The sequence below is a fragment of the Pseudomonas sp. FG86 genome (genome assembly GCF_057808775.1).
Map to the genome: position 1 here is coordinate 59,385 of NZ_JBMDIS010000020.1, position 25,029 is coordinate 84,413.

The window sequence follows — 25,029 nt, forward strand, 5'->3', positions numbered from 1 at the left end:
GGTTGTCACCAATGTCGCATCAATCTGATTTGATCAGCGAGGACATCCTCGCCTACCTGGGCCAGCACGAGCGCAAGGAAATGTTGCGCTTCCTGACCTGCGGCAACGTCGACGACGGCAAGAGCACCCTGATCGGGCGCCTGCTGCACGACTCCAAGATGATCTACGAAGATCACCTGGAAGCCATCACCCGCGATTCGAAGAAGGTCGGCACCACCGGTGACGACATCGACCTGGCCTTGCTGGTCGATGGCCTGCAGGCCGAGCGTGAGCAGGGCATCACCATCGATGTCGCCTACCGCTACTTCTCCACCGCCAAGCGCAAATTCATCATCGCCGACACCCCCGGCCATGAGCAGTACACCCGCAACATGGCCACCGGTGCATCCACCTGTGACCTGGCGATCATCCTGGTGGACGCGCGCTACGGCGTGCAGACCCAGACCCGTCGCCACAGCTTCATTGCCTCGTTGCTGGGCATCAAGCACATAGTGATCGCCATCAACAAGATGGACCTCAACGGCTTCGACGAGCGCGTGTTCGAGCAGATCAAGGCCGACTACCTGAAGTTCGCCGATGGCATCGCCTTCAAGCCGAGCACCATGGCGTTCGTGCCGATGTCGGCCCTCAAGGGCGACAACGTGGTGAACAAGAGCGAGCGCTCGCCTTGGTACACCGGCCAGTCCCTGATGGAGATTCTCGAGACTGTCGAGATCGCCAACGATCGCAACTACACCGACCTGCGTTTCCCGGTGCAGTACGTCAACCGTCCGAACCTGAACTTCCGCGGGTTTGCCGGCACCCTGGCCAGCGGCATTGTGCACAAGGGCGACGAAGTCGTGGTGCTGCCGTCGGGCAAGAGCAGCCGCGTCAAATCCATCGTCACCTTCGAAGGTGAACTGGAACACGCAGGCCCCGGCCAGGCCGTGACCCTGACCATGGAAGACGAGATCGACATCTCCCGTGGCGACTTGCTGGTGCATGCCGACAACGTGCCGCAAGTCACCGACGCTTTTGACGCCATGCTGGTGTGGATGGCTGAAGAGCCGATGCTGCCGGGCAAGAAATACGACATCAAGCGTGCCACCAGCTACGTGCCGGGCTCCATCACCAGCATCGTGCACCGTGTGGACGTGAACACCCTGGCCGAAGGCCCGGCAAGTGCTCTGCAATTGAACGAGATCGGCCGGGTCAAGGTCAGCCTTGACGCCGCCATTGCGCTGGACGGCTATGCGAGCAACCGCACCACCGGCGCGTTTATCGTCATCGACCGTTTGACCAACGGCACCGTGGCCGCAGGCATGATCATCGCACCGCCCGTGACCCACGGCAGTGCGGCGCAGCATGGCAAGTTGGCCCACGTGTCCACCGAAGAGCGCGCGCAGCGTTTCGGTCAGCAGCCTGCCACCGTGTTGTTCAGCGGCCTGTCAGGCGCAGGTAAAAGCACCTTGGCCTACGCGGTTGAGCGCAGGCTGTTCGACATGGGCCGTGCAGTGTTCGTACTGGATGGCCAGAACCTGCGTCACGACCTCAACAAAGGCCTGCCGCAGGACCGTGTCGGGCGTACCGAGAACTGGCGTCGTGCGGCGCATGTCGCGCGCCAGTTCAACGAAGCCGGCCTGCTGACCCTGGCCGCGTTCGTTGCACCGGACGCCGAAGGGCGTGAACAGGCCAAGGCGCTGATCGGTGCCGATCGCTTGCTGACGGTCTACGTGCAGGCATCGCCGCTGGTGTGTGCTGAGCGTGATCCGCAAGGGTTGTACGCGGCGGGTGGGGATAATATCCCGGGCGAGTCGTTCCCTTACGACGTGCCGTTGAATGCCGACCTGGTGATCGACACCCAGGCACTGTCCCTGGAAGACAGCGTCAAGCAAGTGCTGGAGCTGTTGCGTCAGCGCGGCGCGATCTAATTCAAGATCGAGCGCGGTCAACTGTGAGAGGGGGCTTGCCCCCGATAGCGGTGGGTCAGTAAAGCATGTACTGACTGACACACTGCCATCGGGGGCAAGCCCCCTCCCACATTTTGATCAATGTTTGTCTGGGTATTCGGTGCGGAGCCTGCCCAGCAGCGCATCCTTGTCTTCCCATAGCGTGTTGATCCAACCCTGGAACGCCGTCCTGTACTCCCCATCCTGCTCATAATTCTTGCCAATGAACTCGGCCGGAATCGGCACCTCTTCAAACTGCACCACCACGTCCTGCACATTCCCGCACAGCAAGTCCCAATACCCCGGGCGTCCGGCGGGATAGTGGATGGTCACGTTGACCAGTGACTTCAACTGTTCACCCATGGCATCCAGGACAAATGCGATACCACCGGCCTTGGGCTTGAGCAGGTAGCGAAACGGCGAGTTCTGCTGCGCGTGCTTGCCCGGCGTAAAGCGCGTGCCTTCGGCAAAGTTGAAAATACCTACCGGGTTGTCACGAAACTTCGCGCAGGTCTTGCGGGTGGTTTCCAGGTCTTTGCCTTTCTTCTCCGGGTGTTTTTCCAGGTAGGCCTTGGTGTAGCGCTTCATGAAAGGAAAACCCAGCGCCCACCATGCCAGGCCAATCACCGGCACCCAGATCAGTTCCTGCTTGAGGAAAAACTTGAGCGGGCGAATCCGTCGATTGAGCACGTATTGCAGCACCATGATGTCGACCCAGCTCTGGTGGTTGCTGGTCACCAGGTACGAGTGCTGGTAGTCCAGGCCTTCAAGGCCTTTAAGGTGCCAACGGGTGCGGCGCACCAGGTTCATCCAACCCTTGTTGTTGGTGACCCAGGCTTCATGGGTGTGGTTCATCAGCCACTCGCTGAAGCGCTTGGCGAACGGCAGCGCCTTGAACAGCGCGACGACAAACAGGAACGAACACAACAGGATCGTATTCAGCGCCAACAACAGCGAAGCGATCACCCCGCGCGCGGCGGCAGGTAGAAAATCCAGCATTTAGATATCCATAGGTCGGTTGGCGGCTTGAATCGCCGTCAGGGCGATGGTGTACACGATGTCATCCACTTGGGCGCCGCGCGGCAGGTCATTCACCGGCTTGCGCAGGCCTTGGAGCATCGGCCCCAGGCTGACGCAATCGGCGCTGCGTTGTACCGCCTTGTGGGTGGTGTTGCCGGTGTTCAGGTCGGGGAATACGAACACGGTGGCCTTGCCGGCTACCAGGCTGTCGGGCGCCAGTTGCCGGGCGACGTTTTCGTTGGCGGCGGCGTCGTATTGCAACGGGCCGTCGATCAGCAGCGAGCTTTGCTGTTCGTGGGCGAGCAGGGTGGCTTCGCGGACTTTTTCCACTTCTTCGCCGCTGGCCGAGTCGCCGCTGGAATAGCTGATCATCGCCACCCGCGGGGTGATACCGAACGCGGCCGCCGATTCAGCGCTTTGCAGGGCGATTTCCGCCAGCTCGGCAGCGCTTGGGTGCGGGTTCATCACGCAGTCGCCGTACACCAGCACTTGTTCGGGGAACAGCATGAAGAACACTGACGACACCAAGGTGCAGCCCGGCGCGGTCTTGATCAGTTGCAGGGCCGGGCGAATAGTGTTGGCGGTGGAGTGGATAACCCCGGAAACCAGGCCGTCCACTTCGTCCAGGGCCAGCATCATGGTGGCGATTACCACGGTGTCTTCCAGTTGCTGCTCGGCCATCGGTGCGTTGAGGCTTTTGCTCTTGCGCAACGCCACCATCGGCTCGACATAGCGTTGGCGGATCAGGTCCGGGTCGAGAATCTCCAGGCCTTCGGGCAATTCAATGCCTTGGGCGCGGGCGACCGCTTCCACGTCAGCCGGCTTGGCCAGCAGCACACAGCGGGCGATGCCCCGGGCCTGGCAGATGGCGGCGGCTTGGACGGTCAATGGCTCGCTGCCCTCGGGCAGCACAATGCGTTTGTTGGCCGCCTGGGCGCGTTGGATCAACTGGTAGCGGAACACCGCCGGCGACAGGCGCATCTCCCGTGGCGTGCCGCAACGCTGGTGCAGCCAGCGCGCATCGAGGTGGCTGGCGACGAAATCGGTGATGATCTCCGCGCGCTCGCGGTCATCGATGGGGATTTCCTTGTTGAGGTTGTTGAGCAGGTTGGCGGTTTCGTAGGAACCGGTACTCACCGACAAAACCGGCAGCCCAGCCTGGAACGCGCCGCGGCACAGATCCATGATGCGCGGGTCGGGCAGGGTATCGCTGGTCAGCAGCAGGCCGGCCAGGGGCACGCCGTTGATCGCGGCCAGGCTGACGGCGAGGATGATGTCGTCACGGTCGCCGGGGGTTACCACCAGTACCCCGGGCTTGAGCAGCTCCACGGTGTTACGCATGGTGCGCGCGCAGATGATGATCTTGGTCATGCGCCGGGTTTCGTAGTCGCCGGCATTGAGGATTTGCGCGCCCATCAGGTCGGCCACGTCGCGGGTGCGCGGCGCGTTGAGTTCCGGCTGGTAGGGGATGCAGCCCAGCAGGCGGAAATCGCCGCTGCGCAATAACGGCGAATGTTCTTTCAGGCGGGCCGAGAAGGCCTCCATGCTTTCGTCGGTGCGCACCTTATTCAGGATCACGCCGAGGACTTTCGGGTCTTTCGGGCCACCGAACAACTGGGCCTGCAATTCCACGCGGCCGGAGAGTTCGGTGAGTACTTCATTTTCCGGAGCGGAGACCAGGATCACCTCCGCATCCAGGCTCTTGGCCAGGTGCAGGTTGACCCGGGCCGCGTAGCTGGCGCTGCGGGTCGGCACCATGCCTTCGACGATCAGCACGTCCTTGCCCACGGCAGCCTGTTGGTAAAGGGTGATGATTTCTTCAAGCAACTCGTCGAGCTGGCCATCGCCGAGCATGCGCTCTACGTGGGCCAGGCCGAGAGGTTGGGGCGGTTTCAGGCCGTGGGTGCGGGCCACCAGTTCGGTGGAACGCTCGGGGCCGGTATCGCCGGGGTGCGGCTGGGCAATCGGCTTGAAGAACCCGACTTTCAGCCCGGCCCGCTCAAGGGTACGCACCAGCCCGAGGCTGATGGAGGTCAGACCCACACCAAAATCGGTGGGCGCGATAAAAAAAGTCTGCATGCGAATTCTCTGGAGGTGCATGGCTTCGGTGGCGCTCTATGGTTGAGTGCCTACCGGGAATCAGGCGCCAAGGTTATCGTTATTCGCGCTCCTGCGCACACCAGCCGCAGGCAAAGGGCTGGCCTATTTTTTCAAGGCGTTGCGTGGGCTCCAGCACCCAGGCGCGAGACTGCCAGGGCGGCTGGTGGCGCAGGTGCTGGGTGTGTCCACAGGACAGCTCGGCAACCCAGTGCAGGTCGTCGTCCTGGTGGAAGCCGATGATGAACGAGGCCGTTGATCGGTCCCGTCCGTCCGGGTTCTGTTCGCTTTCGGGCAAATCCTTGTTTAGACTTGTCCGTTCTTCATTCTTATGCAAAAGGTCTCGCCCCATGACGATCGCCGCTAACAAGGCTGTCTCCATCGACTATACCCTGACCAACGACGCTGGTGAGGTCATCGACAGCTCAGCCGGCGGCGCGCCGCTGGTCTACCTGCAAGGCGCAGGTAATATCATCCCGGGCCTGGAAAAGGCGCTGGAAGGCAAACAGGTTGGTGATGAACTGACCGTGGCCGTAGAGCCTGAAGATGCCTACGGCGAATACTCCGCCGAACTGGTCAGCACCCTGAGCCGCAGCATGTTCGAAGGCGTCGACGAGTTGGAAGTGGGCATGCAGTTCCACGCTTCCGCGCCGGACGGCCAAATGCAGATCGTCACCATCCGTGATCTGGACGGCGACGATGTGACCGTCGACGGCAACCACCCCCTGGCAGGCCAGCGCCTGAACTTCCAAGTGAAGATCGTCGCCATCCGCGACGCTTCCCAGGAAGAAGTGGCTCACGGCCACGTCCACGGTGAAGGCGGTCACCACCACTGATTGATGCACTGATCAGGTGGTAGCAAAAATGCCCCGACTGGTTCGGGGCGTTTTTTTGCCCAGAATTCCCCGTTTTTTTGGCTAGCGGGCTTGCCACAGATCACGGCCAGGACTTTTCAGGCACAAACAAAAATGCCCCGGACCTTTCGGTACGGGGCATTTCTTAACTGTTACGCAACCGGGGTTACGTGGCAGTTCTTACCACTTAGGCTGCTGCAGCAACGCTCAGAGCCTTGATGTGGCCATTCAGGCGGCTCTTATGACGAGCGGCCTTGTTCTTGTGGATGATGCCTTTATCGGCCATACGGTCGATAACCGGCACTGCCAGAACGTAAGCAGCTTGGGCTTTTTCAGCGTCTTTGGTGTCGATGGCTTTAACTACATTCTTGATGTAGGTACGAACCATGGAACGCAGGCTGGCGTTGTGGCTGCGACGCTTCTCAGCCTGTTTTGCACGTTTTTTGGCGGAAGGTGTGTTGGCCACCGTCGAGCTCCTCGAAAGACTTTTTAGGAAATAGCAAACAAAATAGGCCGCGAATCATGCCGATGACTTGATGGGTTGTCAAGGGCGGCTGATGCGAACTGCTGAGTGGTCGATCTGAAGAGGCGGGTGATTTATTTCCGGCGCTTGACCTGTAAACTCGCGAGCTTTGGCTCTGTGCTGTTGCAGGCGCGCAGTATCGCATATGTAGGCGCTTAGTTCGCCTGCTCTTTATCTATAGGCGCAAACTCTTTCAATGAATCTGCTCAAATCGTTGGCCGCCGTCAGCTCTATCACGATGATCTCCCGGGTTTTGGGGTTTGTGCGTGACACCCTGCTGGCGCGCATTTTTGGCGCCAGCATGGCCACGGATGCCTTCTTTATAGCGTTTAAGCTGCCTAACCTGCTGCGGCGAATCTTCGCCGAGGGCGCATTTTCCCAGGCGTTCGTGCCGATCCTGGCTGAATACAAGACCCAGCAGGGCGAGGAGGCGACCCGTACCTTTATTGCCTACGTCTCCGGCCTGCTCACCCTGGTATTGATGCTGGTGACCATCGCCGGCATGCTCGCCGCCCCCTGGGTGATCTGGGCGACGGCGCCCGGTTTTGCCAACACCCCGGAAAAATTCGCGCTGACCACTGATCTGTTGCGCGTGACCTTTCCTTATATATTGCTGATCTCCCTGTCCTCCCTGGCCGGGGCGATCCTCAATACCTGGAATCGTTTCTCGGTGCCGGCGTTCGTGCCGACCCTGCTGAACGTCAGCATGATTATCTTCGCGCTGTTCCTTACGCCGTACTTCGATCCGCCGGTCATGGCCCTGGGCTGGGCGGTCCTGGCAGGCGGGCTGGCGCAATTGCTGTACCAGCTGCCGCACCTGAAAAAGATCGGCATGCTCGTCCTGCCGCGCCTGAACCTCAAGGACACTGGCGTCTGGCGCGTAATGCGCAACATGTTGCCGGCGATCCTCGGTGTGTCGGTCAGTCAGATTTCCCTGATCATCAACACCGCGTTTGCCTCGCTGCTGGTCTCCGGCTCGGTGTCGTGGATGTACTACGCCGATCGTCTGATGGAACTGCCGTCCGGCGTGCTTGGCGTTGCCCTGGGCACGATTTTGCTGCCGACCCTGGCGCGCACCTACGCCAGCAAGGATCGCCAGGAGTACTCGCGCATTCTCGACTGGGGGCTGCGCCTGTGTTTCGTCCTGGTGTTGCCGTGCTCCCTGGCGCTGGGAATCCTGGCTGAGCCGCTGACGGTGTCGCTGTTCCAGTACGGGCAATTCGATGCACACGACGCCCTGATGACCCAGCATGCATTGATTGCCTACTCCGTCGGCCTGCTCGGCATTATCGTGATCAAAGTGCTGGCGCCGGGTTTCTACGCCCAGCAAAACATCCGCACGCCGGTGAAGATTGCAATCTTCACGCTGATCGTCACGCAACTGCTCAACCTGGTATTCATCGGCCCGCTGGCCCACGCCGGTCTTGCCTTGGCGATCAGCGCCGGTGCCTGTATCAATGCGGGCCTGCTGTTTTATCAACTGCGTAAGCAGCAGATGTTCCAACCGCAGCCGGGCTGGGGGATGTTTGCGCTCAAGTTGCTGGTAGCGGTGGCGATGATGTCGGCCGTGCTGCTCGGGCTGATGCACATCATGCCTGCCTGGGATCAAGGCCATATGTTGGAGCGCTTCATGCGCCTTGGCGTACTTGTCGTCGCCGGTGTGGTGGTGTACTTCGGGATGTTGCTGCTGCAGGGCTTCCGCCTGCGGGATTTCAATCGCAAGTCGCTGGGATAGAGACTTTGCCGTGATAAAACGATTGTTTTATCGATTCGACCCATTTGGCCTGCGCTGTTGCCTGTGATCCGGGGCCGGGTGTGGTTATAATCGACCACTTTATGAGCAAGAAGCGCGTTATGCAGCTGGTTCGAGGTCTCCACAACCTGCGCCCCCAGCATCGGGGCTGCGTCGCCACTATTGGCAACTTTGACGGTGTTCACCGTGGCCACCAGGCTATCCTGGCAAGGCTGCGCGAGCGTGCGGTCGAGTTGGGCGTGCCCAGCTGCGTGGTGATTTTTGAGCCGCAGCCGCGGGAATACTTTACCCCGGAAACGGCACCGGCCCGTCTGGCCCGCCTTCGGGACAAGCTGCAACTGCTGGCCGACGAAGGTGTGGACCGCGTCCTCTGCCTGGCCTTCAACCAGCGTTTGCAGAGCCTCAGCGCCGCTGAGTTTGTCGACCGTATCCTGGTCGATGGCCTGGGCGTACAGCATTTGGAGGTCGGCGACGACTTCCGTTTCGGTTGTGACCGGGTCGGCGATTTCGATTTCCTGCAACACGCCGGTGTCACCCAGGGGTTTACCGTCGAAGCCGCGCAAACCGTCGAACTGGACGGCCTGCGCGTGAGCAGCACCCAGGTGCGTAATGCCCTGGCCGCTGCCGACTTCGCCTTGGCCGAGCGTCTGCTCGGTCGCCCGTTCCGCATTGCCGGGCGGGTATTGCACGGCCAGAAGCTGGCGCGCCAACTGGGTACGCCAACTGCCAACGTGCAACTCAAGCGCCGTCGTGTGCCGCTGACCGGGGTTTACCTGGTCAGTGTCGATATCGACGGCCAATCGTGGCCGGGAGTCGCCAATATAGGTGTCAGGCCCACGGTTGCAGGTGATGGCAAGGCCCACCTGGAAGTTCACCTTTTGGATTTTGCCGGTGATCTGTATGACCGGCGTTTGACGGTGGTTTTCCACCAGAAGCTGCGTGAAGAGCAGCGTTTCGCCTCCCTGGAGGCGTTGAAAACGGCGATCAATGCGGATGTCGCCGCCGCCCGTGCACTAGCCGCACCTAGCGCCCATCGCTAACCGAAGAGCCTTAAATGACCGACTATAAAGCCACGCTAAACCTTCCGGACACCGCCTTCCCAATGAAGGCCGGCCTGCCACAGCGCGAACCGCAGATCCTGCAGCGCTGGGACAGTATTGGCCTGTACGGAAAGTTGCGCGAAATTGGCAAGGATCGTCCGAAATTCGTTCTGCACGACGGCCCTCCTTACGCCAACGGCACGATTCACATCGGTCATGCGTTGAACAAGATTCTCAAGGACATGATCATCCGTTCGAAAACCCTTTCGGGTTTCGACGCGCCTTATGTTCCGGGTTGGGACTGCCATGGCCTGCCGATCGAACACAAAGTCGAAGTGACCTACGGCAAGAACCTGGGCGCCGACAAGACCCGCGAGCTGTGCCGTGCCTACGCCACCGAGCAGATCGAAGGGCAGAAGTCCGAATTCATCCGCCTGGGCGTGCTGGGCGATTGGGACAACCCGTACAAGACCATGAACTTCAAGAACGAGGCCGGTGAAATCCGCGCCTTGGCCGAAATCGTCAAGGGCGGTTTCGTGTTCAAGGGCCTCAAGCCCGTGAACTGGTGCTTTGACTGCGGTTCGGCCCTGGCTGAAGCGGAAGTCGAGTACGAAGACAAGAAGTCCTCGACCATCGACGTGGCCTTCCCGGTTGCCGACGACGTCAAGCTCGCCGAGGCCTTCGGCCTGTCGAGCCTGGCCAAGCCTGCCGCCATCGTGATCTGGACCACCACCCCGTGGACCATTCCGGCCAACCAGGCGCTGAACGTGCACCCGGAGTTTACCTACGCCCTGGTGGACGTTGGTGATCGCCTGCTGGTGCTGGCTGAAGAAATGGTCGAGGCCTGCCTGGCCCGCTACGAGCTGCAAGGCTCGGTGATTGCCACCACGACCGGCTCTGCGCTGGAACTGATCAACTTCCGTCATCCGTTCTACGACCGCCTGTCGCCGGTGTACCTGGCTGACTACGTCGAGCTGGGTTCCGGTACCGGCGTGGTTCACTGCTCGCCTGCCTATGGCGTGGACGACTTCGTCATCTGCAAGAAGTACGGCCTGGTGAACGATGACATCATCAACCCGGTGCAAAGCAATGGCGTATATGCGCCTTCGCTGGAGTTCTTCGGTGGCCAGTTCATCTTCAAGGCCGACCAAGCGATCATCGACAAGCTGCGCGAAGTCGGCGCACTCATGCAAACCGCGACTATCCAGCACAGCTATATGCACTGCTGGCGCCACAAGACCCCGCTGATCTACCGCGCCACCGCGCAGTGGTTCATCGGCATGGACAAAGAGCCCGCCAGCGGCGACACCCTGCGTGTGCGCTCGCTCAAAGCCATCGAAGACACCAAGTTCGTCCCGGCCTGGGGCCAGGCGCGCCTGCACTCGATGATCGCCAATCGTCCAGACTGGTGCATCTCCCGCCAGCGCAACTGGGGTGTGCCGATCCCGTTCTTCCTGAACAAGGAAAGCGGCGAACTGCACCCTCGCACCGTCGAACTGATGGAAACCGTGGCTCAACGCGTTGAACAGGAAGGCATCGAAGCCTGGTTCAAGCTGGATGCCGCCGAGTTGCTGGGTGACGAAGCGCCGCTGTACGACAAGATCAGCGACACCCTCGACGTGTGGTTCGATTCCGGTACCACCCACTGGCACGTATTGCGCGGCTCGCACCCGATGGGCCACGAGAACGGCCCGCGTGCGGACCTGTACCTGGAAGGCTCGGACCAACACCGTGGCTGGTTCCACTCCTCGTTGCTGACGGGTTGCGCCATCGACGACCACGCCCCGTACCGCGAACTGCTGACCCACGGTTTCACCGTCGACGAGACGGGCCGCAAGATGTCCAAGTCGCTGAAGAATGTGATCGAACCGAAAAAGATCAATGACACCTTGGGTGCCGACATCATGCGTCTGTGGGTAGCCTCGACCGATTACTCGGGCGAGATCGCCGTGTCGGACCAGATCCTGGCCCGCAGCGCCGATGCCTACCGTCGTATCCGCAATACCGCACGCTTCATGCTGTCGAACCTGACCGGTTTCAACCCGGCCACCGACATCCTGCCGGCCGAGGACATGCTCGCCCTGGACCGTTGGGCCGTGGACCGTACACTGTTGCTGCAGCGAGAGTTGCAGGAGCACTACGGCGAATACCGCTTCTGGAACGTGTACTCGAAGATCCACAATTTCTGTGTGCAGGAACTGGGTGGTTTCTACCTCGATATCATCAAGGACCGCCAGTACACCACCGGCGCCAACAGCAAGGCGCGCCGTTCGGCGCAGACCGCGCTGTACCACATCAGCGAAGCGCTGGTGCGCTGGATCGCACCGATCCTGGCCTTCACCGCCGACGAACTGTGGGAGTACCTGCCGGGCGAGCGTAACGAGTCCGTGATGCTCAACACCTGGTATGAAGGCCTGACCGAACTGCCGGCCGACTTCGAGCTGGGTCGCGAGTACTGGGAAGGCGTGATGGCCGTGAAGGTCGCGGTGAACAAGGAACTGGAAGTCCAGCGTGCGGCCAAGGCCGTCGGTGGCAACCTGCAGGCCGAAGTCACCCTGTTTGCCGAGGAAAGCCTGACCGCCGACCTGGCCAAGCTGAGCAACGAACTGCGCTTCGTGTTGATCACGTCCACCGCCAGCCTGGCACCCTTTGCCCAGGCTCCAGCGGATGCCGTGGCCACCGAAGTACCGGGCCTCAAGCTCAAAGTGGTCAAGTCGGCGTTCCCTAAGTGCGCCCGTTGCTGGCACTGTCGTGAAGACGTTGGCGTAAACCCCGAGCATCCGGAAATCTGCGGTCGTTGCGTCGACAACATCAGCGGTGCTGGCGAGGTTCGCCACTATGCCTGATGCAGCGGATCGTTTCGGACGCCTGGGCTGGCTCGTACTGAGCGTGCTGGTACTGGTCATCGACCAGGTCAGCAAGGCTCATTTCGAGGGTTCCCTGGAGATGTTCCAGCAGATCGTGGTAATTCCGGATTACTTCAGCTGGACCCTGGCCTACAACACCGGCGCCGCCTTCAGTTTCCTCGCTGACAGCGGTGGCTGGCAGCGCTGGCTGTTCGCCCTGATTGCCGTGGTGGTCAGTGCGGTGCTGGTGGTCTGGCTCAAGCGCCTGGGCCGCGATGACACCTGGCTGGCGATCGCCTTGGCCCTGGTGCTGGGCGGCGCGCTGGGCAACTTGTACGACCGCATTGCCCTGGGCCATGTGATCGACTTCATTCTGGTGCACTGGCAGAACCGCTGGTACTTCCCGGCGTTCAACTTTGCCGACAGCGCCATCACCGTCGGTGCAATCATGCTGGCGCTGGATATGTTCAAGAGTAAGAAAACCGGAGAGACCGTCAATGACTGATCAGGTATTGGCTGAACAACGTATCGGCCAGAACACGGAAGTCACTTTGCATTTCGCACTGCGCTTGGAGAATGGCGACACGGTCGACAGCACGTTCGACAAAGCCCCGGCGACCTTCAAGGTGGGTGATGGCAACCTGCTGCCGGGTTTCGAAGCGGCCCTGTTCGGTTTCAAGGCCGGCGACAAGCGCAACCTGCAGATCCTGCCGGAAAACGCCTTTGGCCAGCCAAACCCGCAAAACGTGCAGATCATCCCGCGTTCGCAGTTCCAGGATATGGAGCTGTCGGAAGGCCTGCTGGTGATCTTCAACGATGCGGCGAACACCGAGTTGCCTGGTGTGGTCAAGGCTTTCGATGATGCGCAGGTAACCATCGACTTCAATCACCCGTTGGCCGGTAAAACCTTGACGTTCGACGTTGAAATCATCGACGTTAAAGCAATCTGATCAACGACACACAATCATGTGTGGAGTGGGCTTGTGTGGGAGGGGGCTTGCCCCCGATAGCGGTGGTTCAGTCAAAGGTTTGTCTACTGACCCACCGCCATCGGGGGCAAGCCCCCTCCCACCTATGATCTTCATTGTCGTTTGGGTCAGCGTCACGCCTGACCCAAAATAGCCGCAAGACACGAGGCACCGCATGCAAATCAAACTCGCCAACCCCCGTGGCTTCTGCGCTGGCGTGGACCGGGCGATCGAAATCGTCAATCGCGCCCTGGAAGTCTTCGGACCGCCGATTTACGTACGCCATGAAGTGGTCCACAACAAATTCGTGGTCGAAGACCTGCGCGCTCGCGGCGCGATCTTTGTCGAAGAGCTGGACCAGGTGCCGGACGACGTCATCGTCATCTTCAGCGCCCACGGGGTCTCCCAGGCGGTGCGTACTGAAGCTGCCGGGCGTGGCCTGAAAGTCTTCGATGCCACCTGCCCGCTGGTGACCAAGGTTCACATCGAAGTTGCGCGCTACAGCCGCGACGGCCGTGAGTGCATCCTGATCGGCCATGCTGGCCATCCGGAAGTCGAAGGCACCATGGGCCAATACGACGGCAGCAATGGTGGTGCGATCTACCTGGTGGAGGACGAAAAGGACGTCGCCAGCTTGCAGGTGCATAACCCTGAACGCTTGGCCTTCGTGACCCAGACCACCTTGTCCATGGACGACACCAGTCGCGTGATCGATGCCCTGCGCACACGTTTCCCGGCGATTGGCGGTCCACGCAAGGATGACATCTGCTACGCCACGCAAAACCGCCAGGATGCGGTCAAGCAATTGGCTGATGAGTGCGACGTGGTGTTGGTCGTTGGCAGCCCCAACAGCTCCAACTCCAATCGGCTGCGTGAGCTGGCCGAGCGGATGGCGACCCCGGCGTACCTGATCGATGGTGCCGAAGACATGCAGCGCAGTTGGTTCGACGGTGTCGAGCGGATCGGCATCACGGCGGGTGCTTCGGCGCCGGAAGTCCTGGTGCGTGGTGTGATCCAGCAGTTGCAGGCCTGGGGTGCCACGGGGGCCGATGAGCTCGCCGGACGTGAAGAGAACATCACTTTCTCCATGCCCAAGGAGCTGCGGGTTCGCTCGCTGCTCTGAGTCCCAGGGGGGCGGCGTAGCCCCGGCACAAGGCCTGCTCGGTTTTATCGCTGCGCAGGCTGATGCGTCCGCTGGGCGCCAGTACCACCTGGAACAGGCTCTGTGCCTGATCCGTCGCACACACATGGACGGTGCCGGCACGGAATCCCCCGCCTGCAAACACAGGCTCGCCCAACCCGCTGAAGCGTACTTGGTGCTTGACGGGCCCGTTGCCCACGATCGGTACGCGTCCACTGTCCTGGCGCTCCAGTAATACGGGGTTTTTGTTGTCCAGGTGCCCGCGCCCGCTCACGTCCACGATCACCCGCCACCCTCGACTCCAGTCGTCGTCCATCGCATGAATGATCACCGCTCGGTTGCGTGCGATGGCTTCGGTGCGGGCGTAGCGCATGCCGCCGGCCAAGGATTGCGCTGCGCTGTGCCGCTGCTGTGACTCAAGCAACCCCTTGAAACTTGGCACGGCCAGGTGAGCCAGGACGCCACTTATGATCAGCCCGAGTAGCAGCTCGATCAGGGTAAAGCCGCGTTGTGTCATATGCCGTCCCTCCTTGGACGCGGTAGAAAATCAGATGGCAGGCTTAGGTATAGCGCCCTGAAGGGGGCGTTGAATGATGGCTTTTATGTCCAAAGTATTTCCCTATGTTCCGGGAGCAGCACGGTCGAAAAACCGCCGCTAGTCTTTGGCCGCACAGCAGGTTTTTCCTGCTTTCCCCGGCCTTCGACATGGATGACGACGGTAATGCTTGCTTGCCCTGACGTTTTTCTAACCCCTGCTGCACCCGAGCACCAAACTGGCATGACGCTGATCGAGGTGTTGGTGGCGGTGTTGATACTCGCCGTTGGCCTGCTCGGCGCTGCGGTGGTCCAGCTCAACGCGCTCAAGTACACCGACAGCGCGCGAATGACCAGCCAGGCCAGCTTTATCGCCTACGACATGCTCGACCGTCTTCGCGCCAACTCGGGCGCCGACTATTCGTGGGGGCTGGCCGAACGTGCCCCTTCCGTCACTGCAGGGGCGAGTGTGCGTGACTTGGACTTGCACGACTTCGAAGCCAATATCGTCGGTTTTGCTGGTGAGAGCGGCCAAGGTTCGGTGGTCATGCGCGGCAATGAGGTGATCGTCAGCATCAGTTGGGACGATGGCCGTGGCGCAAACAGCGGTGGCGCGCGGGAAACCTTCACCCTGACCAGTCGCATCGCCAGCGAGCCGCAGGTGGGGACATGAACCGCGCGGTACGTGGGTTCAGCCTGCTGGAGTTGTTGTTGGCATTGGCGGTCGGGTTGATGCTGGTACTTGGCGTCAGCCAGGTCGCAATCAGCGCTCGATCGACCCAGGCCACTCAGCAGTCAGCCATGCTGATGCAAGACGATGCGCGATTTGCGCTCGGCAAATTGATTCAGGACATTCGCCTGGCGGGCATGTTTGGTTGCCTGGATGCGGGCTTTATCGAGAATGCGCCGCAGGCCTTTGAGCGGCCGATCAGTTGGGCAGGGGCGGGCAGCTCAAGGTCCCTGACGCTGGTTACGGCGGATATTGGTGAAGGCAGCGGGAAGCCGGACTGGACGGTGTTGTCCGACTGCTCCGGTTCCGCCCAGGCCTATTCGGGCACGCCGCCGCCCGCTGCACCGGGGCAGATTCGGTTTGGCATACGCCAGGTCACCTACACCTTTGAGTCGGGCCAGATGAAAGTCAGTACGCCAGCATCCCCGGCCAAGGCGGTGCTGGTGGATGGCGTGCAGGCGTTCGATATCAGTTTTGGCATGGCGGACCGACCGGGTTCGACACGCGTGGTGCGGTATGAGTCCAGCCCGCTCGATGCTTCATTGATCCTCAGTGTCCGCATTCTCCTCACGCTGCACGACCCGACGGAGCGCGTGAAGGCTCAAACCTGGAGCGTCGTTGCCGCACTGCGTAACCGGTTGGGGTAGGGCGCTCATGGGGCTTGATAAGCGTGTCGATCTTCGCCAGGCGGGCATGGTGCTGTTGATCAGCCTGGTATTCCTGCTGTTGTTATCCCTGGTGGGCTTGTCTTCGATGCAGGGGGCCGTGTCCCAGCAGAAGATCGCCGGCAGCTTCTGGCATCGCAATCAGTCGCTGCAAAGTGCTGAAAGCGGCCTTCGGCTGGGGGAGACAGCCCTGCGGCGGGCAGGTGGTGCGTGGCCAACATGCACGTCACTCGTGACCTGTGCACCGCCAGGCGAGGCGTCTTCGGTAACTGGCGCTGGGCCTCATCCCGTGTCCGCAGTGACCTGGGTTGCCATGGCGGGTGGCCTTTACGCTATTCAATCCCTCGGTCCAGCTGTGGGGCTGGTTCATCTGCCGCCCGAAACCCCGGCAATGCTGTATCGGGTCACGGCTGTAGGGCTCAGCGGTCAATCACGCACTGTGCTGGAGGTGGTGTATGCGCGGGTCGGCGAAGGCAGTGGGGCGCGGTTTCAGCGAGTGTTGTGGCGGCAACTTTACTGAGGAATGGTGTCATGGGCATGGATAGCCGAGGTTTTACCCTGATTGAGTTGTTGATCGCGGTGGCGATCATCGCGTTGCTGGCTGGTATCGCCTACCCCGGGTATACCGGCCATGTCCAAAAGGTTTATCGCGCGGAAATTGTCGCGCTGTTGACTGAACAGGCCCAGCATCTGGAACGCTATTACACGAGGAACGGCACTTTTATTGACGCAAACGGCATCAGTGCCGGCAATGATCGCTATAGAATCAGCGTGGCATTGAACCCTCAGGCGTTCAGCCTGCTAGCCACGCCGGTCGTCGACTCAGTCATGGCGGGTGATCGTTGCGGCGAATTCAGCCTGACCAGTACCGGCGTGCGCAGTAATCCGGGCGCAGCACCTGACATGTCGCGTACGACGTGCTGGGGGCAATGATGAGAGTGTTCGATTGGGCGCCGGGCGCGCTTTTCCCTTTTTATCGGCTGGATCAAATGATGGCTAAGCAGCAAGTGGTGATTGTCGGTGGTGGAGTAATCGGCTTGTTGACGGCGTTCAACCTGGCTACCCAGGGCCGGGCGGTCGTCCTGTTGGAGCGAGCGGGGCTTGGGCAGGAATCTTCCTGGGCGGGCGGCGGTATTGTTTCGCCATTGTATCCGTGGCGCTACAGCCCGGCGGTCACGGCGTTGGCCCATTGGTCCCAGGATTTTTATCCACAGCTGGCTGAGCGCTTGTTTGCTGATACCGGGGTCGACCCGCAGGTTCACACCACGGGGCTGTACTGGTTGGACTTGGAAGATGAAGCCGAAGCCTTGGCCTGGGCCGCGCGTGAGGGACGGCCATTGAGCAAGGTGGATGTGTCGGCTGCCCATGATGCGGTCCCGGTGCTGGGTGGCGGCTACTCCCAGGCGATCTACATGGCGAACGTGGCCAATGTGCGTAACCCGCGCTTGATCAAATCGCTCAGGGCCGCGTTGTCGGCGTTGCCTGGCGTGACGATACACGAGCAGTGCGAAGTCGAAGGGTTTGTGCTGGAAGGCGACAAGGTAGTGGGCGTGAACACGGCCGCAGGGCCGATTTTCGGTGAGCAGGTCGTGCTTGCGGCCGGCGCCTGGAGCGGGGAGTTGCTCGGCAAGCTGGGCCTGTCGCTGCCTGTGGAGCCGGTTAAGGGCCAGATGATTTTGTACAAGTGTGCGCCTGACTTTTTATCGAGCATGGTGCTGGCCAAGGGGCGTTATGCGATTCCTCGGCGTGACGGGCATATCCTGATAGGCAGCACCCTGGAGCATGAAGGTTTCGATAAAACCCCAACCGAGTCGGCGTTGGAAAGCCTGAAGGCCTCTGCCGTAGAGCTGATTCCAGCCCTGGCGGAGGCTGAAGTTGTAGGCCATTGGGCGGGTTTGCGGCCTGGTTCGCCGGAAGGGATTCCCTACATCGGCGAAGTACCAGGCTTCAAGGGGCTGTGGCTCAATTGCGGGCATTACCGCAATGGCCTGGTGTTGGCGCCGGCGTCCTGTCAGTTGTTTGCCGACTTGCTGCTCAAGCGCACGCCGATCATTGACCCAGCGCCTTACTCCCCAGCAGGTCGGATCAACGCTGGATAGACTTGGGGCCTTGCTCCAGATGCGCCTGGGTGCAGTACCACATCTGTCCGGTGCTCAACGCGCGATCCTTTGGCAAGTGCACGCCGCAGTGAGCGCAACGCACCATCAAGGCTGCATCGGGTTCGCCGGCCCGTTGCTGTCTGGCTGCGGGGCTTTTGAATTTGCGCCAGAACCATACCGCGGCAGCAATGACGGCAATCCAGAACAGTAGACGAAGCATGATGGGCAGTTTCTCGACAAGGAATGTGGCAGTTTAGCCAAGGACGTGGCGGGCGCACAGCGTAATAAATACGCGCCCATAAAAAAGGGAGCCACCAAGGGCTCCCTTTTTGCGTCGTGTCGAACGGTCAGTCGAACACGCCGAAGGTCATGTAGCTGAACCACGAACGATCCTGGTTGTTGCCCAAGGCTTGTGGCGTTTCTTCTTCGATCACATCACCATTTTCGTCATGCGGCTTGAGGTCCGAAGGAATCGCTTCCTTGGCGTCCTGGAACTGCTTCATCACGTCCTGGTTGGCGCGGGTTTCGCCCGGCGGCAGCGGTGGACGGGACTCGATCAGGCCCAAGGTGTACTTGCTCAGCCACGAACGGTTGTCTGCTTCGGCCACTTGAGGCACGAACTGGCCGTCTTTCAGGCTTGGGTGGTCCGGGTAGTTGAGCTTCAGGGTTTCCAGGCTGGTGGCCGCCAGGGCGTCCAGGTGCAGGCGCTGGTAAGCCTCGGTCATCACTGCCAGGCCATCACCCACCGAAGGGGTTTCCTGGAAGTTCTCCACTACATAGCGACCACGGTTGGCGGCGGCAACATAGGCCTGACGGGTCAGGTAGTAGTGGGCAACGTGGATTTCGTAGGAAGCCAGCAGGTTGCGCAGGTAGATCATGCGCTGCTTGGCGTCCGGCGCGTAGCGGCTGTTAGGGTAGCGGCTGGTCAGCTGGGCGAACTCGTTGTAGGAGTCGCGGGCAGCGCCAGGGTCACGCTTGGTCATGTCCAGCGGCAGGAAGCGCGCCAGCAGGCCAACGTCCTGGTCGAACGAGGTCAGGCCCTTCATGTAGTAGGCGTAGTCGACGTTCGGGTGCTGGGGGTGCAGGCGGATAAAACGCTCGGCGGCGGACTTGGCGGCTTCCGGCTCGGCGTTCTTGTAGTTGGCGTAGATCAGCTCGAGCTGGGCCTGGTCGGCGTAGCGTCCGAACGGATAGCGCGACTCCAGGGCCTTCAGCTTCGCTGTGGCGCTGGTGTAGCTATTATTGTCCAAGTCTTTTTGAGCTAATTGATACAGCTCGACTTCGCTCAGGTTTTCGTCGACGACTTCCTTTGTTGACGAGCAAGCAGCAGTCATGGCGAGGATGGCGATCAGCAGCAGGTGTTTCACTTGCATGGCGGCTTGCGTCCCTATGACGGCCGCTGTCTTGGGCGGGGCCGTCCTGTTATGATGAGCGCCCCGTTGAAAGCCTCGGGGCAAAAGACGCCGTATTTAACCACAAGCGCGCAGCCGAAACCAAAGGCTGTGCCACGCCTAGTCTGAGCATGTCCGATAAAATTGAACTTCGCGCAGAGGTGCCGTCCGAATTGGGCGGCCAACGCCTCGATCAAGTCGCCGCACAATTATTCGCTGAGCACTCGCGCTCGCGCCTTTCCGCCTGGATCAAAGACGGCCGCCTGACTGTGGATGGAGCGGTTATCCGCCCGCGAGACATAGTGCATGGTGGTGCGATTCTTGAGCTGACTGCCGAGCAGGAAGCCCAGGGAGAATGGGTCGCCCAGGACATCGAGCTGGACATCGTCTATGAAGACGACGACATCCTGGTCATCAACAAACCCGCAGGCCTGGTGGTTCACCCGGCGGCAGGGCACGCTGATGGCACCTTGCTCAATGCCCTGTTGCACCACGTGCCGGACATCATCAACGTCCCGCGCTGTGGCATCGTGCACCGCCTGGACAAGGACACCACCGGCTTGATGGTGGTGGCCAAGACCATTCAGGCGCAAACGCAACTGGTTACACAGTTGCAGAGCCGCAGCGTCAGCCGCATCTACGAATGCATCGTGATCGGCGTCGTGGTGGCGGGTGGCAAGATCAACGCACCCATTGGCCGTCACGGCCAGCAGCGCCAGCGCATGGCGGTGATGGAGGGTGGCAAGCAGGCCGTGAGCCACTACCGTGTGCTGGAGCGTTTCCGCTCCCACACCCATGTGCGGGTCAAGCTGGAAACCGGCCGTACCCACCAGATTCGTGTGCACATGGCCCACATCAACTTCCCGTTGGTCGGCGATCCGGCCTACGGTGGGCGCTTCCGCATTCCGCCAGCGGCCAGTGCCACCATGGTTGAGTCGCTCAAGTCATTCCCACGCCAGGCGCTGCATGCACGCTTCCTGGAACTGGATCATCCGACGAGCGGTAAGCGGATGAGCTGGGAATCGCCTCTTCCAGACGATCTGGTGTGGCTGTTGTCGCTGCTCAAGCAGGATCGCGAGGCGTTTATCGGATGAGTGACTGGCTGATTCCTGACTGGCCCGCGCCGGCTCAGGTCAAGGCCTGCGTCACCACCCGTGCGGGCGGCGTCAGCCTGGCGCCGTTCGACAGCCTCAACCTGGGCGATCATGTCGAGGACAGCCCTGAGGCGGTGCTCGAAAACCGTCGTCGCCTGACTGAAGCCTTTCATATCCAGCCGGCCTGGCTGCGTCAGGTCCACGGGGTGGTGGTGGTCGAGGCTGACCCGAGCCGTATTGCCGAAGCTGATGGCAGTTGGACCAGTACCCCGGGTATCGCCTGTACGTCCATGACTGCCGATTGTCTGCCTGCGCTGTTCTGCAACCGTGCCGGTACCCGCGTCGCCGCTGCCCATGCCGGCTGGCGTGGCTTGGCGGCGGGCGTCCTGGAGGCGGCTGTCGAAAGCCTGGAAACCGAGCCTGCCGATATCCTGGTGTGGCTGGGCCCCGCGATTGGCCCGCAAGCCTTTGAGGTTGGCCCGGAAGTGCGCGAAGCCTTCGTGCAACAGCTACCGGGTACCGCCGAAGCATTTGTGCCGAGCCGCTACCCTGGCAAGTTCATGGCCGATATCTACCAATTGGCCCGTTTGCGCCTTGCCGCACGCGGTGTCACTGCCGTCTACGGTGGCGGTTTCTGCACCGTGACCGATCCTCGCTTCTTTTCCTACCGGCGCAATCCGCGCACCGGTCGATTTGCCTCCCTTATTTGGCTGGAGCGCTAGACTCTTCTGATCTGCGTCAATTGGCCATAGCTTGAATCTCCCAGAATCGGCCACATCTATAAGGCTATCTGGCAGGTTTCTTCATTCAGGATGTGTTACTCGCGAGCACGCTCGCTCATACATAGCTCCGGCCTGCTCAAAAGGAAGGTGACTAATGCGTATTGATCGTTTAACCAGCAAATTGCAGTTGGCCTTATCGGACTCCCAATCCTTGGCGGTCGGTCTCGACCATCCGGCGATTGAGCCTGCGCACTTGATGCAGGCGCTTCTGGAACAGCAAGGCGGTTCTATCAAGCCGCTGTTGATGCAAGTGGGCTTTGACGTCAACAGCCTGCGCAAGGAGTTGAGCAAAGAGCTCGACCAACTGCCGAAAATCCAAAATCCTACCGGCGACGTGAATATGTCGCAGGACTTGGCACGCCTGCTTAACCAGGCTGACCGCCTGGCGCAGCAGAAAGGTGACCAGTTCATCTCCAGCGAGCTGGTGTTGCTCGCCGCGATGGACGAGAACAGCAAGCTCGGCAAGTTGTTGCTGGGCCAGGGCGTGAGCAAGAAAGCCCTGGAAAACGCCATCAACAACCTGCGCGGTGGCGACGCGGTGAACGACCCCAACCATGAGGAGTCGCGCCAGGCACTGGACAAGTACACCGTCGACCTGACCAAGCGTGCCGAAGAGGGCAAGCTCGATCCGGTGATTGGCCGTGACGACGAAATTCGTCGCACCATCCAGGTTCTGCAGCGCCGCACCAAGAACAACCCGGTGCTGATCGGTGAGCCTGGCGTGGGTAAGACCGCGATTGCCGAAGGCCTGGCCCAGCGCATCATCAATGGTGAAGTGCCAGACGGCCTGAAGGGCAAGCGCCTGTTGTCCCTGGACATGGGGTCGTTGATTGCCGGTGCCAAGTTCCGTGGCGAGTTCGAAGAGCGCCTCAAATCCCTGCTGAACGAGCTGTCGAAGCAGGAAGGGCAGATCATTCTGTTCATCGACGAGTTGCACACCATGGTCGGCGCCGGTAAAGGCGAAGGCTCCATGGACGCTGGCAATATGCTCAAGCCCGCGTTGGCCCGGGGTGAGCTGCATTGCGTCGGTGCGACCACGCTTAACGAGTATCGCCAGTACATTGAGAAAGATGCGGCCCTTGAGCGTCGCTTCCAGAAAGTGCTGGTGGAAGAACCGAGCGAAGAAGACACCATCGCGATCCTGCGTGGCCTGAAAGAACGCTATGAGGTCCACCACAAGGTAGCGATTACCGACGGCGCGATCATTGCGGCGGCCAAATTGAGTCATCGCTATATCACCGACCGTCAGTTGCCGGACAAAGCCATCGACTTGATCGACGAAGCGGCCAGCCGCATTCGCATGGAGATCGACTCCAAGCCGGAAGTACTCGATCGTCTGGATCGGCGCCTGATTCAACTGAAGGTCGAATCCCAGGCCCTGAAAAAGGAAGAAGACGAGGCCGCGAAGAAACGCCTGGAAAAACTCCAGGAAGAAATCCAGCGTCTGGAACGTGAGTATTCGGACCTCGAAGAAATCTGGACCTCGGAAAAAGCCGAAGTGCAGGGGTCTGCGCAGATCCAGCAAAAAATCGAGCAGTCGCGCCAGGAGCTGGAAGCGGCACGCCGCAAGGGCGACCTGAACCGCATGGCGGAGTTGCAGTACGGGGTGATCCCCGACCTGGAGCGCAGCCTGCAAATGGTCGACCAGCACGGCAAGAGCGAAAACCAGTTGCTGCGCAGCAAGGTGACCGAGGAAGAAATTGCCGAAGTCGTCTCGAAGTGGACCGGTATCCCTGTGTCGAAAATGCTCGAAGGCGAGCGCGACAAGCTGATGAAGATGGAAAGCCTGTTGCACCAGCGCGTCATCGGTCAGGAAGAGGCGGTGGTGGCGGTGTCCAACGCGGTACGACGTTCCCGGGCTGGCTTGTCCGACCCGAACCGTCCGAGTGGCTCGTTCATGTTCCTCGGCCCGACCGGTGTGGGTAAGACTGAGCTGTGCAAAGCCCTGGCCGAGTTCCTTTTCGATACCGAAGAGGCCATGGTGCGCATCGATATGTCCGAGTTCATGGAGAAACACTCCGTGGCTCGCCTGATTGGGGCTCCACCAGGCTATGTAGGCTACGAAGAGGGCGGTTACCTGACCGAAGCAGTGCGGCGCAAGCCTTACTCGGTGATCCTGCTGGATGAGGTCGAGAAGGCCCACCCGGATGTGTTCAACATCCTGCTGCAAGTGCTGGAAGATGGTCGCCTGACGGACAGCCACGGGCGTACCGTGGATTTCCGTAATACGGTGATCGTGATGACCTCCAACCTGGGGTCGGTACAGATCCAGGAACTGGTGGGTGATCGCGAAGCCCAGCGCGCTGCGGTGATGGATGCGTTGACCTCGCACTTCCGCCCGGAATTCATCAACCGGGTCGACGAAGTGGTGATCTTCGAGCCTTTGGCGCGGGATCAGATTGCGGGTATCACCGAGATCCAGCTGGGGCGCCTGCGCAGCCGCCTGGCCGAGCGCGAGTTGTCGCTGGAGCTGAGCCGCGAGGCGTTGGACAAATTGATCGCGGTCGGTTACGACCCGGTGTATGGCGCACGGCCATTGAAACGTGCGATCCAGCGCTGGATCGAGAACCCACTGGCGCAATTGATCCTGTCGGGCAGCTTCATGCCAGGGACCAGCGTCACGGCGACCGTGGAAAACGACGAAATCGTCTTCCACTGAGCCTTGCCTGTATGGCGATAAGAGGAGGCCCCGCATTGCGGGGCCTTTTTTTTCGTTAGGGCGTTGAACTGTAAGGCAAAGGCTTGTAAAGTGCGCCCCGCAGCAACGTCAGCCCACGGGTTTCTTCTCCCCAAGGAGAAATCAGAAAGAAGCGCAAATCATTGTCTTAAAAGCAATTTAAAGGGTTGACAGGGGGTTTTAAGATTGTAGAATAGCGCGCCTCAGAGACACGAACGTAGCGATACGGACGGATCGAAGAGAAGGTTGTATCGCAGTAAAAGTTGTAAATTTGAAATGTGTAGTTCCGTGATAGCTCAGTCGGTAGAGCAAATGACTGTTAATCATTGGGTCCCAGGTTCGAGTCCTGGTCACGGAGCCAATTTCAAAACCGGGGTATAGCGCAGTCCGGTAGCGCGCCTGCTTTGGGAGCAGGATGTCAGGAGTTCGAATCCCCTTACCCCGACCATTTTTGGGTCGTTAGCTCAGTTGGTAGAGCAGTTGGCTTTTAACCAATTGGTCGTAGGTTCGAATCCCACACGACCCACCATTTTTGAGACCAGTTGACGCTGGAATCAAATCTTAGAATCAGAGGTTCTAGCTCTGATAGAGGCGGTTTTACGGTTTTGGAAAGTGTTACAGCACTTAGATATCGCCGTAGACATGCAGCCGTCTGAGGCGAACAGTAGTTTCGGTTCGTCATGATGTCAATGTGCATAGGCTTTGCGATGCGCATTCCGGGGTATAGCGCAGTCCGGTAGCGCGCCTGCTTTGGGAGCAGGATGTCGGGAGTTCGAATCCCCCTACCCCGACCATATTTAATGAAAAAGGCGTCTTTATGACGCCTTTTTTTGTGCCTTGAGCAAAGTCGTACCGTTCGTCTGGAAAAAATCCGGATTTCGACCTGG

23 protein-coding genes and 4 tRNA genes are annotated in these 25,029 nt (G+C 60.3%); 20 read left to right on the top strand and 7 right to left on the bottom strand.

Annotated elements, in window-relative coordinates:
• The first annotated feature begins 11 nt into the window (after positions 1–11).
• Positions 12–1,910, top strand: a complete 1,899-nt coding sequence (gene cysN, locus ACODSV_RS15330; RefSeq protein WP_024073323.1) for a sulfate adenylyltransferase subunit CysN — start codon at positions 12–14, stop codon at positions 1,908–1,910.
• Positions 1,911–2,027: 117 nt separating this feature from the next.
• Here cysN and yihG read toward each other — a convergent pair whose 3' ends face one another.
• From yihG to ACODSV_RS15345, 3 genes are all read right to left on the bottom strand, one after another.
• Complete coding sequence (gene yihG / locus ACODSV_RS15335) at positions 2,028–2,927, bottom strand: 1-acylglycerol-3-phosphate O-acyltransferase, YihG family (RefSeq protein ID WP_150056257.1); 900 nt, start codon at positions 2,925–2,927, stop codon at positions 2,028–2,030.
• A complete protein-coding gene (pta, locus tag ACODSV_RS15340) occupies positions 2,928–5,027 on the bottom strand; it encodes a phosphate acetyltransferase (protein WP_024073325.1) in 2,100 nt (699 codons plus the stop codon).
• Between the two features lie 79 nt (positions 5,028–5,106).
• Positions 5,107–5,397 (bottom strand): DUF3565 domain-containing protein, encoded by a 291-nt coding sequence (locus tag ACODSV_RS15345; RefSeq protein ID WP_150056259.1) that lies wholly within the window; start codon positions 5,395–5,397, stop codon positions 5,107–5,109.
• On the opposite strand from ACODSV_RS15345, the gene ACODSV_RS15350 reads away from it, so the two are divergent.
• Positions 5,396–5,881, top strand: a complete 486-nt coding sequence (locus ACODSV_RS15350; RefSeq protein ID WP_012722137.1) for an FKBP-type peptidyl-prolyl cis-trans isomerase — start codon at positions 5,396–5,398, stop codon at positions 5,879–5,881. The two genes, ACODSV_RS15345 and ACODSV_RS15350, sit on opposite strands and share 2 nt — an antisense overlap.
• A 205-nt stretch (positions 5,882–6,086) precedes the next feature.
• Here the strand turns inward: ACODSV_RS15350 and rpsT are convergent, their stop codons facing one another.
• The gene (rpsT, locus tag ACODSV_RS15355) at positions 6,087–6,365 is read right to left on the bottom strand and encodes a 30S ribosomal protein S20 (RefSeq protein ID WP_016976313.1); all 279 of its coding nucleotides are present in this window, start codon (positions 6,363–6,365) and stop codon (positions 6,087–6,089) included.
• 253 nt (positions 6,366–6,618) lie between these two features.
• Here rpsT and murJ point away from each other — a divergent pair, with 253 nt between their 5' ends.
• The 6 genes from murJ to ispH all read left to right on the top strand — a co-directional run bounded on the left by murJ (position 6,619) and on the right by ispH (position 14,152).
• A complete protein-coding gene (murJ, locus tag ACODSV_RS15360; RefSeq protein ID WP_069075208.1) occupies positions 6,619–8,157 on the top strand; it encodes a murein biosynthesis integral membrane protein MurJ in 1,539 nt (512 codons plus the stop codon).
• A gap of 119 nt (positions 8,158–8,276) precedes the next feature.
• Positions 8,277–9,215: a bifunctional riboflavin kinase/FAD synthetase gene (gene ribF / locus ACODSV_RS15365; RefSeq protein WP_024073328.1), complete on the top strand. Its 939-nt coding sequence runs from the start codon at positions 8,277–8,279 to the stop codon at positions 9,213–9,215.
• A gap of 14 nt (positions 9,216–9,229) precedes the next feature.
• Positions 9,230–12,061 carry an isoleucine--tRNA ligase gene (gene ileS / locus ACODSV_RS15370; protein ID WP_024073329.1) on the top strand — a complete coding sequence of 944 codons (2,832 nt, stop codon included), beginning with the start codon at positions 9,230–9,232 and terminating at the stop codon, positions 12,059–12,061.
• Positions 12,054–12,566 carry a signal peptidase II gene (gene lspA, locus ACODSV_RS15375; RefSeq protein WP_024073330.1) on the top strand — a complete coding sequence of 171 codons (513 nt, stop codon included), beginning with the start codon at positions 12,054–12,056 and terminating at the stop codon, positions 12,564–12,566. The genes ileS and lspA overlap by 8 nt, the downstream gene beginning before the upstream one ends.
• A 7-nt stretch (positions 12,567–12,573) precedes the next feature.
• Positions 12,574–13,011, top strand: coding sequence for an FKBP-type peptidyl-prolyl cis-trans isomerase (fkpB, locus tag ACODSV_RS15380; RefSeq protein WP_172831370.1), 438 nt, complete (start codon positions 12,574–12,576; stop codon positions 13,009–13,011).
• A gap of 193 nt (positions 13,012–13,204) precedes the next feature.
• Entirely contained in the window at positions 13,205–14,152 is a 948-nt protein-coding gene (ispH, locus tag ACODSV_RS15385; protein WP_024073332.1) for a 4-hydroxy-3-methylbut-2-enyl diphosphate reductase, read from the top strand.
• Here the strand turns inward: ispH and ACODSV_RS15390 are convergent.
• Positions 14,106–14,687 carry a GspH/FimT family pseudopilin gene (locus ACODSV_RS15390; RefSeq protein ID WP_150055550.1) on the bottom strand — a complete coding sequence of 194 codons (582 nt, stop codon included), beginning with the start codon at positions 14,685–14,687 and terminating at the stop codon, positions 14,106–14,108. The two genes, ispH and ACODSV_RS15390, sit on opposite strands and share 47 nt — an antisense overlap.
• Positions 14,688–14,891: 204 nt before the next feature.
• Between ACODSV_RS15390 and pilV the strand changes: the two genes are divergently transcribed.
• The 5 genes from pilV to thiO are packed head-to-tail and all read left to right on the top strand — an operon-like array spanning position 14,892 to position 18,198.
• A complete protein-coding gene (gene pilV / locus ACODSV_RS15395) occupies positions 14,892–15,377 on the top strand; it encodes a type IV pilus modification protein PilV (RefSeq protein ID WP_150055549.1) in 486 nt (161 codons plus the stop codon).
• Positions 15,374–16,081, top strand: a complete 708-nt coding sequence (locus ACODSV_RS15400) for a PilW family protein (RefSeq protein ID WP_024073335.1) — start codon at positions 15,374–15,376, stop codon at positions 16,079–16,081. The genes pilV and ACODSV_RS15400 overlap by 4 nt, the downstream gene beginning before the upstream one ends.
• 7 nt (positions 16,082–16,088) lie before the next feature.
• The gene (locus ACODSV_RS15405; protein WP_223817879.1) at positions 16,089–16,619 is read left to right on the top strand and encodes a pilus assembly PilX family protein; all 531 of its coding nucleotides are present in this window, start codon (positions 16,089–16,091) and stop codon (positions 16,617–16,619) included.
• An 11-nt stretch (positions 16,620–16,630) separates the two neighbouring features.
• Positions 16,631–17,032, top strand: coding sequence for a type IV pilin protein (locus tag ACODSV_RS15410; protein ID WP_024073337.1), 402 nt, complete (start codon positions 16,631–16,633; stop codon positions 17,030–17,032).
• Between the two features lie 56 nt (positions 17,033–17,088).
• On the top strand, positions 17,089–18,198 hold the full coding sequence (gene thiO, locus ACODSV_RS15415) for a glycine oxidase ThiO (protein ID WP_150055548.1): 1,110 nt from the start codon (positions 17,089–17,091) through the stop codon (positions 18,196–18,198).
• On the opposite strand, the gene ACODSV_RS15420 is transcribed toward thiO, so the two are convergent.
• Together ACODSV_RS15420 and ACODSV_RS15425 are read right to left on the bottom strand one after the other, a co-directional pair.
• Complete coding sequence (locus tag ACODSV_RS15420; protein ID WP_024073339.1) at positions 18,185–18,418, bottom strand: PP0621 family protein; 234 nt, start codon at positions 18,416–18,418, stop codon at positions 18,185–18,187. The two genes, thiO and ACODSV_RS15420, sit on opposite strands and share 14 nt — an antisense overlap.
• 127 nt (positions 18,419–18,545) lie before the next feature.
• Complete coding sequence (locus ACODSV_RS15425) at positions 18,546–19,571, bottom strand: outer membrane protein assembly factor BamD (RefSeq protein WP_024073340.1); 1,026 nt, start codon at positions 19,569–19,571, stop codon at positions 18,546–18,548.
• Positions 19,572–19,720: 149 nt separating this feature from the next.
• On the opposite strand from ACODSV_RS15425, the gene rluD reads away from it, so the two are divergent.
• From rluD to ACODSV_RS15460, 7 genes are all read left to right on the top strand, one after another.
• Positions 19,721–20,683, top strand: a complete 963-nt coding sequence (gene rluD, locus ACODSV_RS15430; protein ID WP_024073341.1) for a 23S rRNA pseudouridine(1911/1915/1917) synthase RluD — start codon at positions 19,721–19,723, stop codon at positions 20,681–20,683.
• Positions 20,680–21,405, top strand: a complete 726-nt coding sequence (gene pgeF, locus ACODSV_RS15435) for a peptidoglycan editing factor PgeF (protein WP_150055547.1) — start codon at positions 20,680–20,682, stop codon at positions 21,403–21,405. Before rluD ends, pgeF begins: the two co-directional genes overlap by 4 nt.
• Before the next feature lie 154 nt (positions 21,406–21,559).
• Positions 21,560–24,124 (top strand): ATP-dependent chaperone ClpB, encoded by a 2,565-nt coding sequence (clpB, locus tag ACODSV_RS15440; protein ID WP_024073343.1) that lies wholly within the window; start codon positions 21,560–21,562, stop codon positions 24,122–24,124.
• A 303-nt stretch (positions 24,125–24,427) separates the two neighbouring features.
• A tRNA-Asn gene (locus tag ACODSV_RS15445) sits at positions 24,428–24,503 on the top strand.
• 10 nt (positions 24,504–24,513) lie between these two features.
• Positions 24,514–24,590 (top strand) — tRNA-Pro (locus ACODSV_RS15450).
• A gap of 5 nt (positions 24,591–24,595) precedes the next feature.
• Positions 24,596–24,671: transfer RNA gene (locus tag ACODSV_RS15455), tRNA-Lys, on the top strand.
• Positions 24,672–24,859: 188 nt separating this feature from the next.
• Positions 24,860–24,936 (top strand) — tRNA-Pro (locus ACODSV_RS15460).
• Positions 24,937–25,029: the final 93 nt, after the last annotated feature.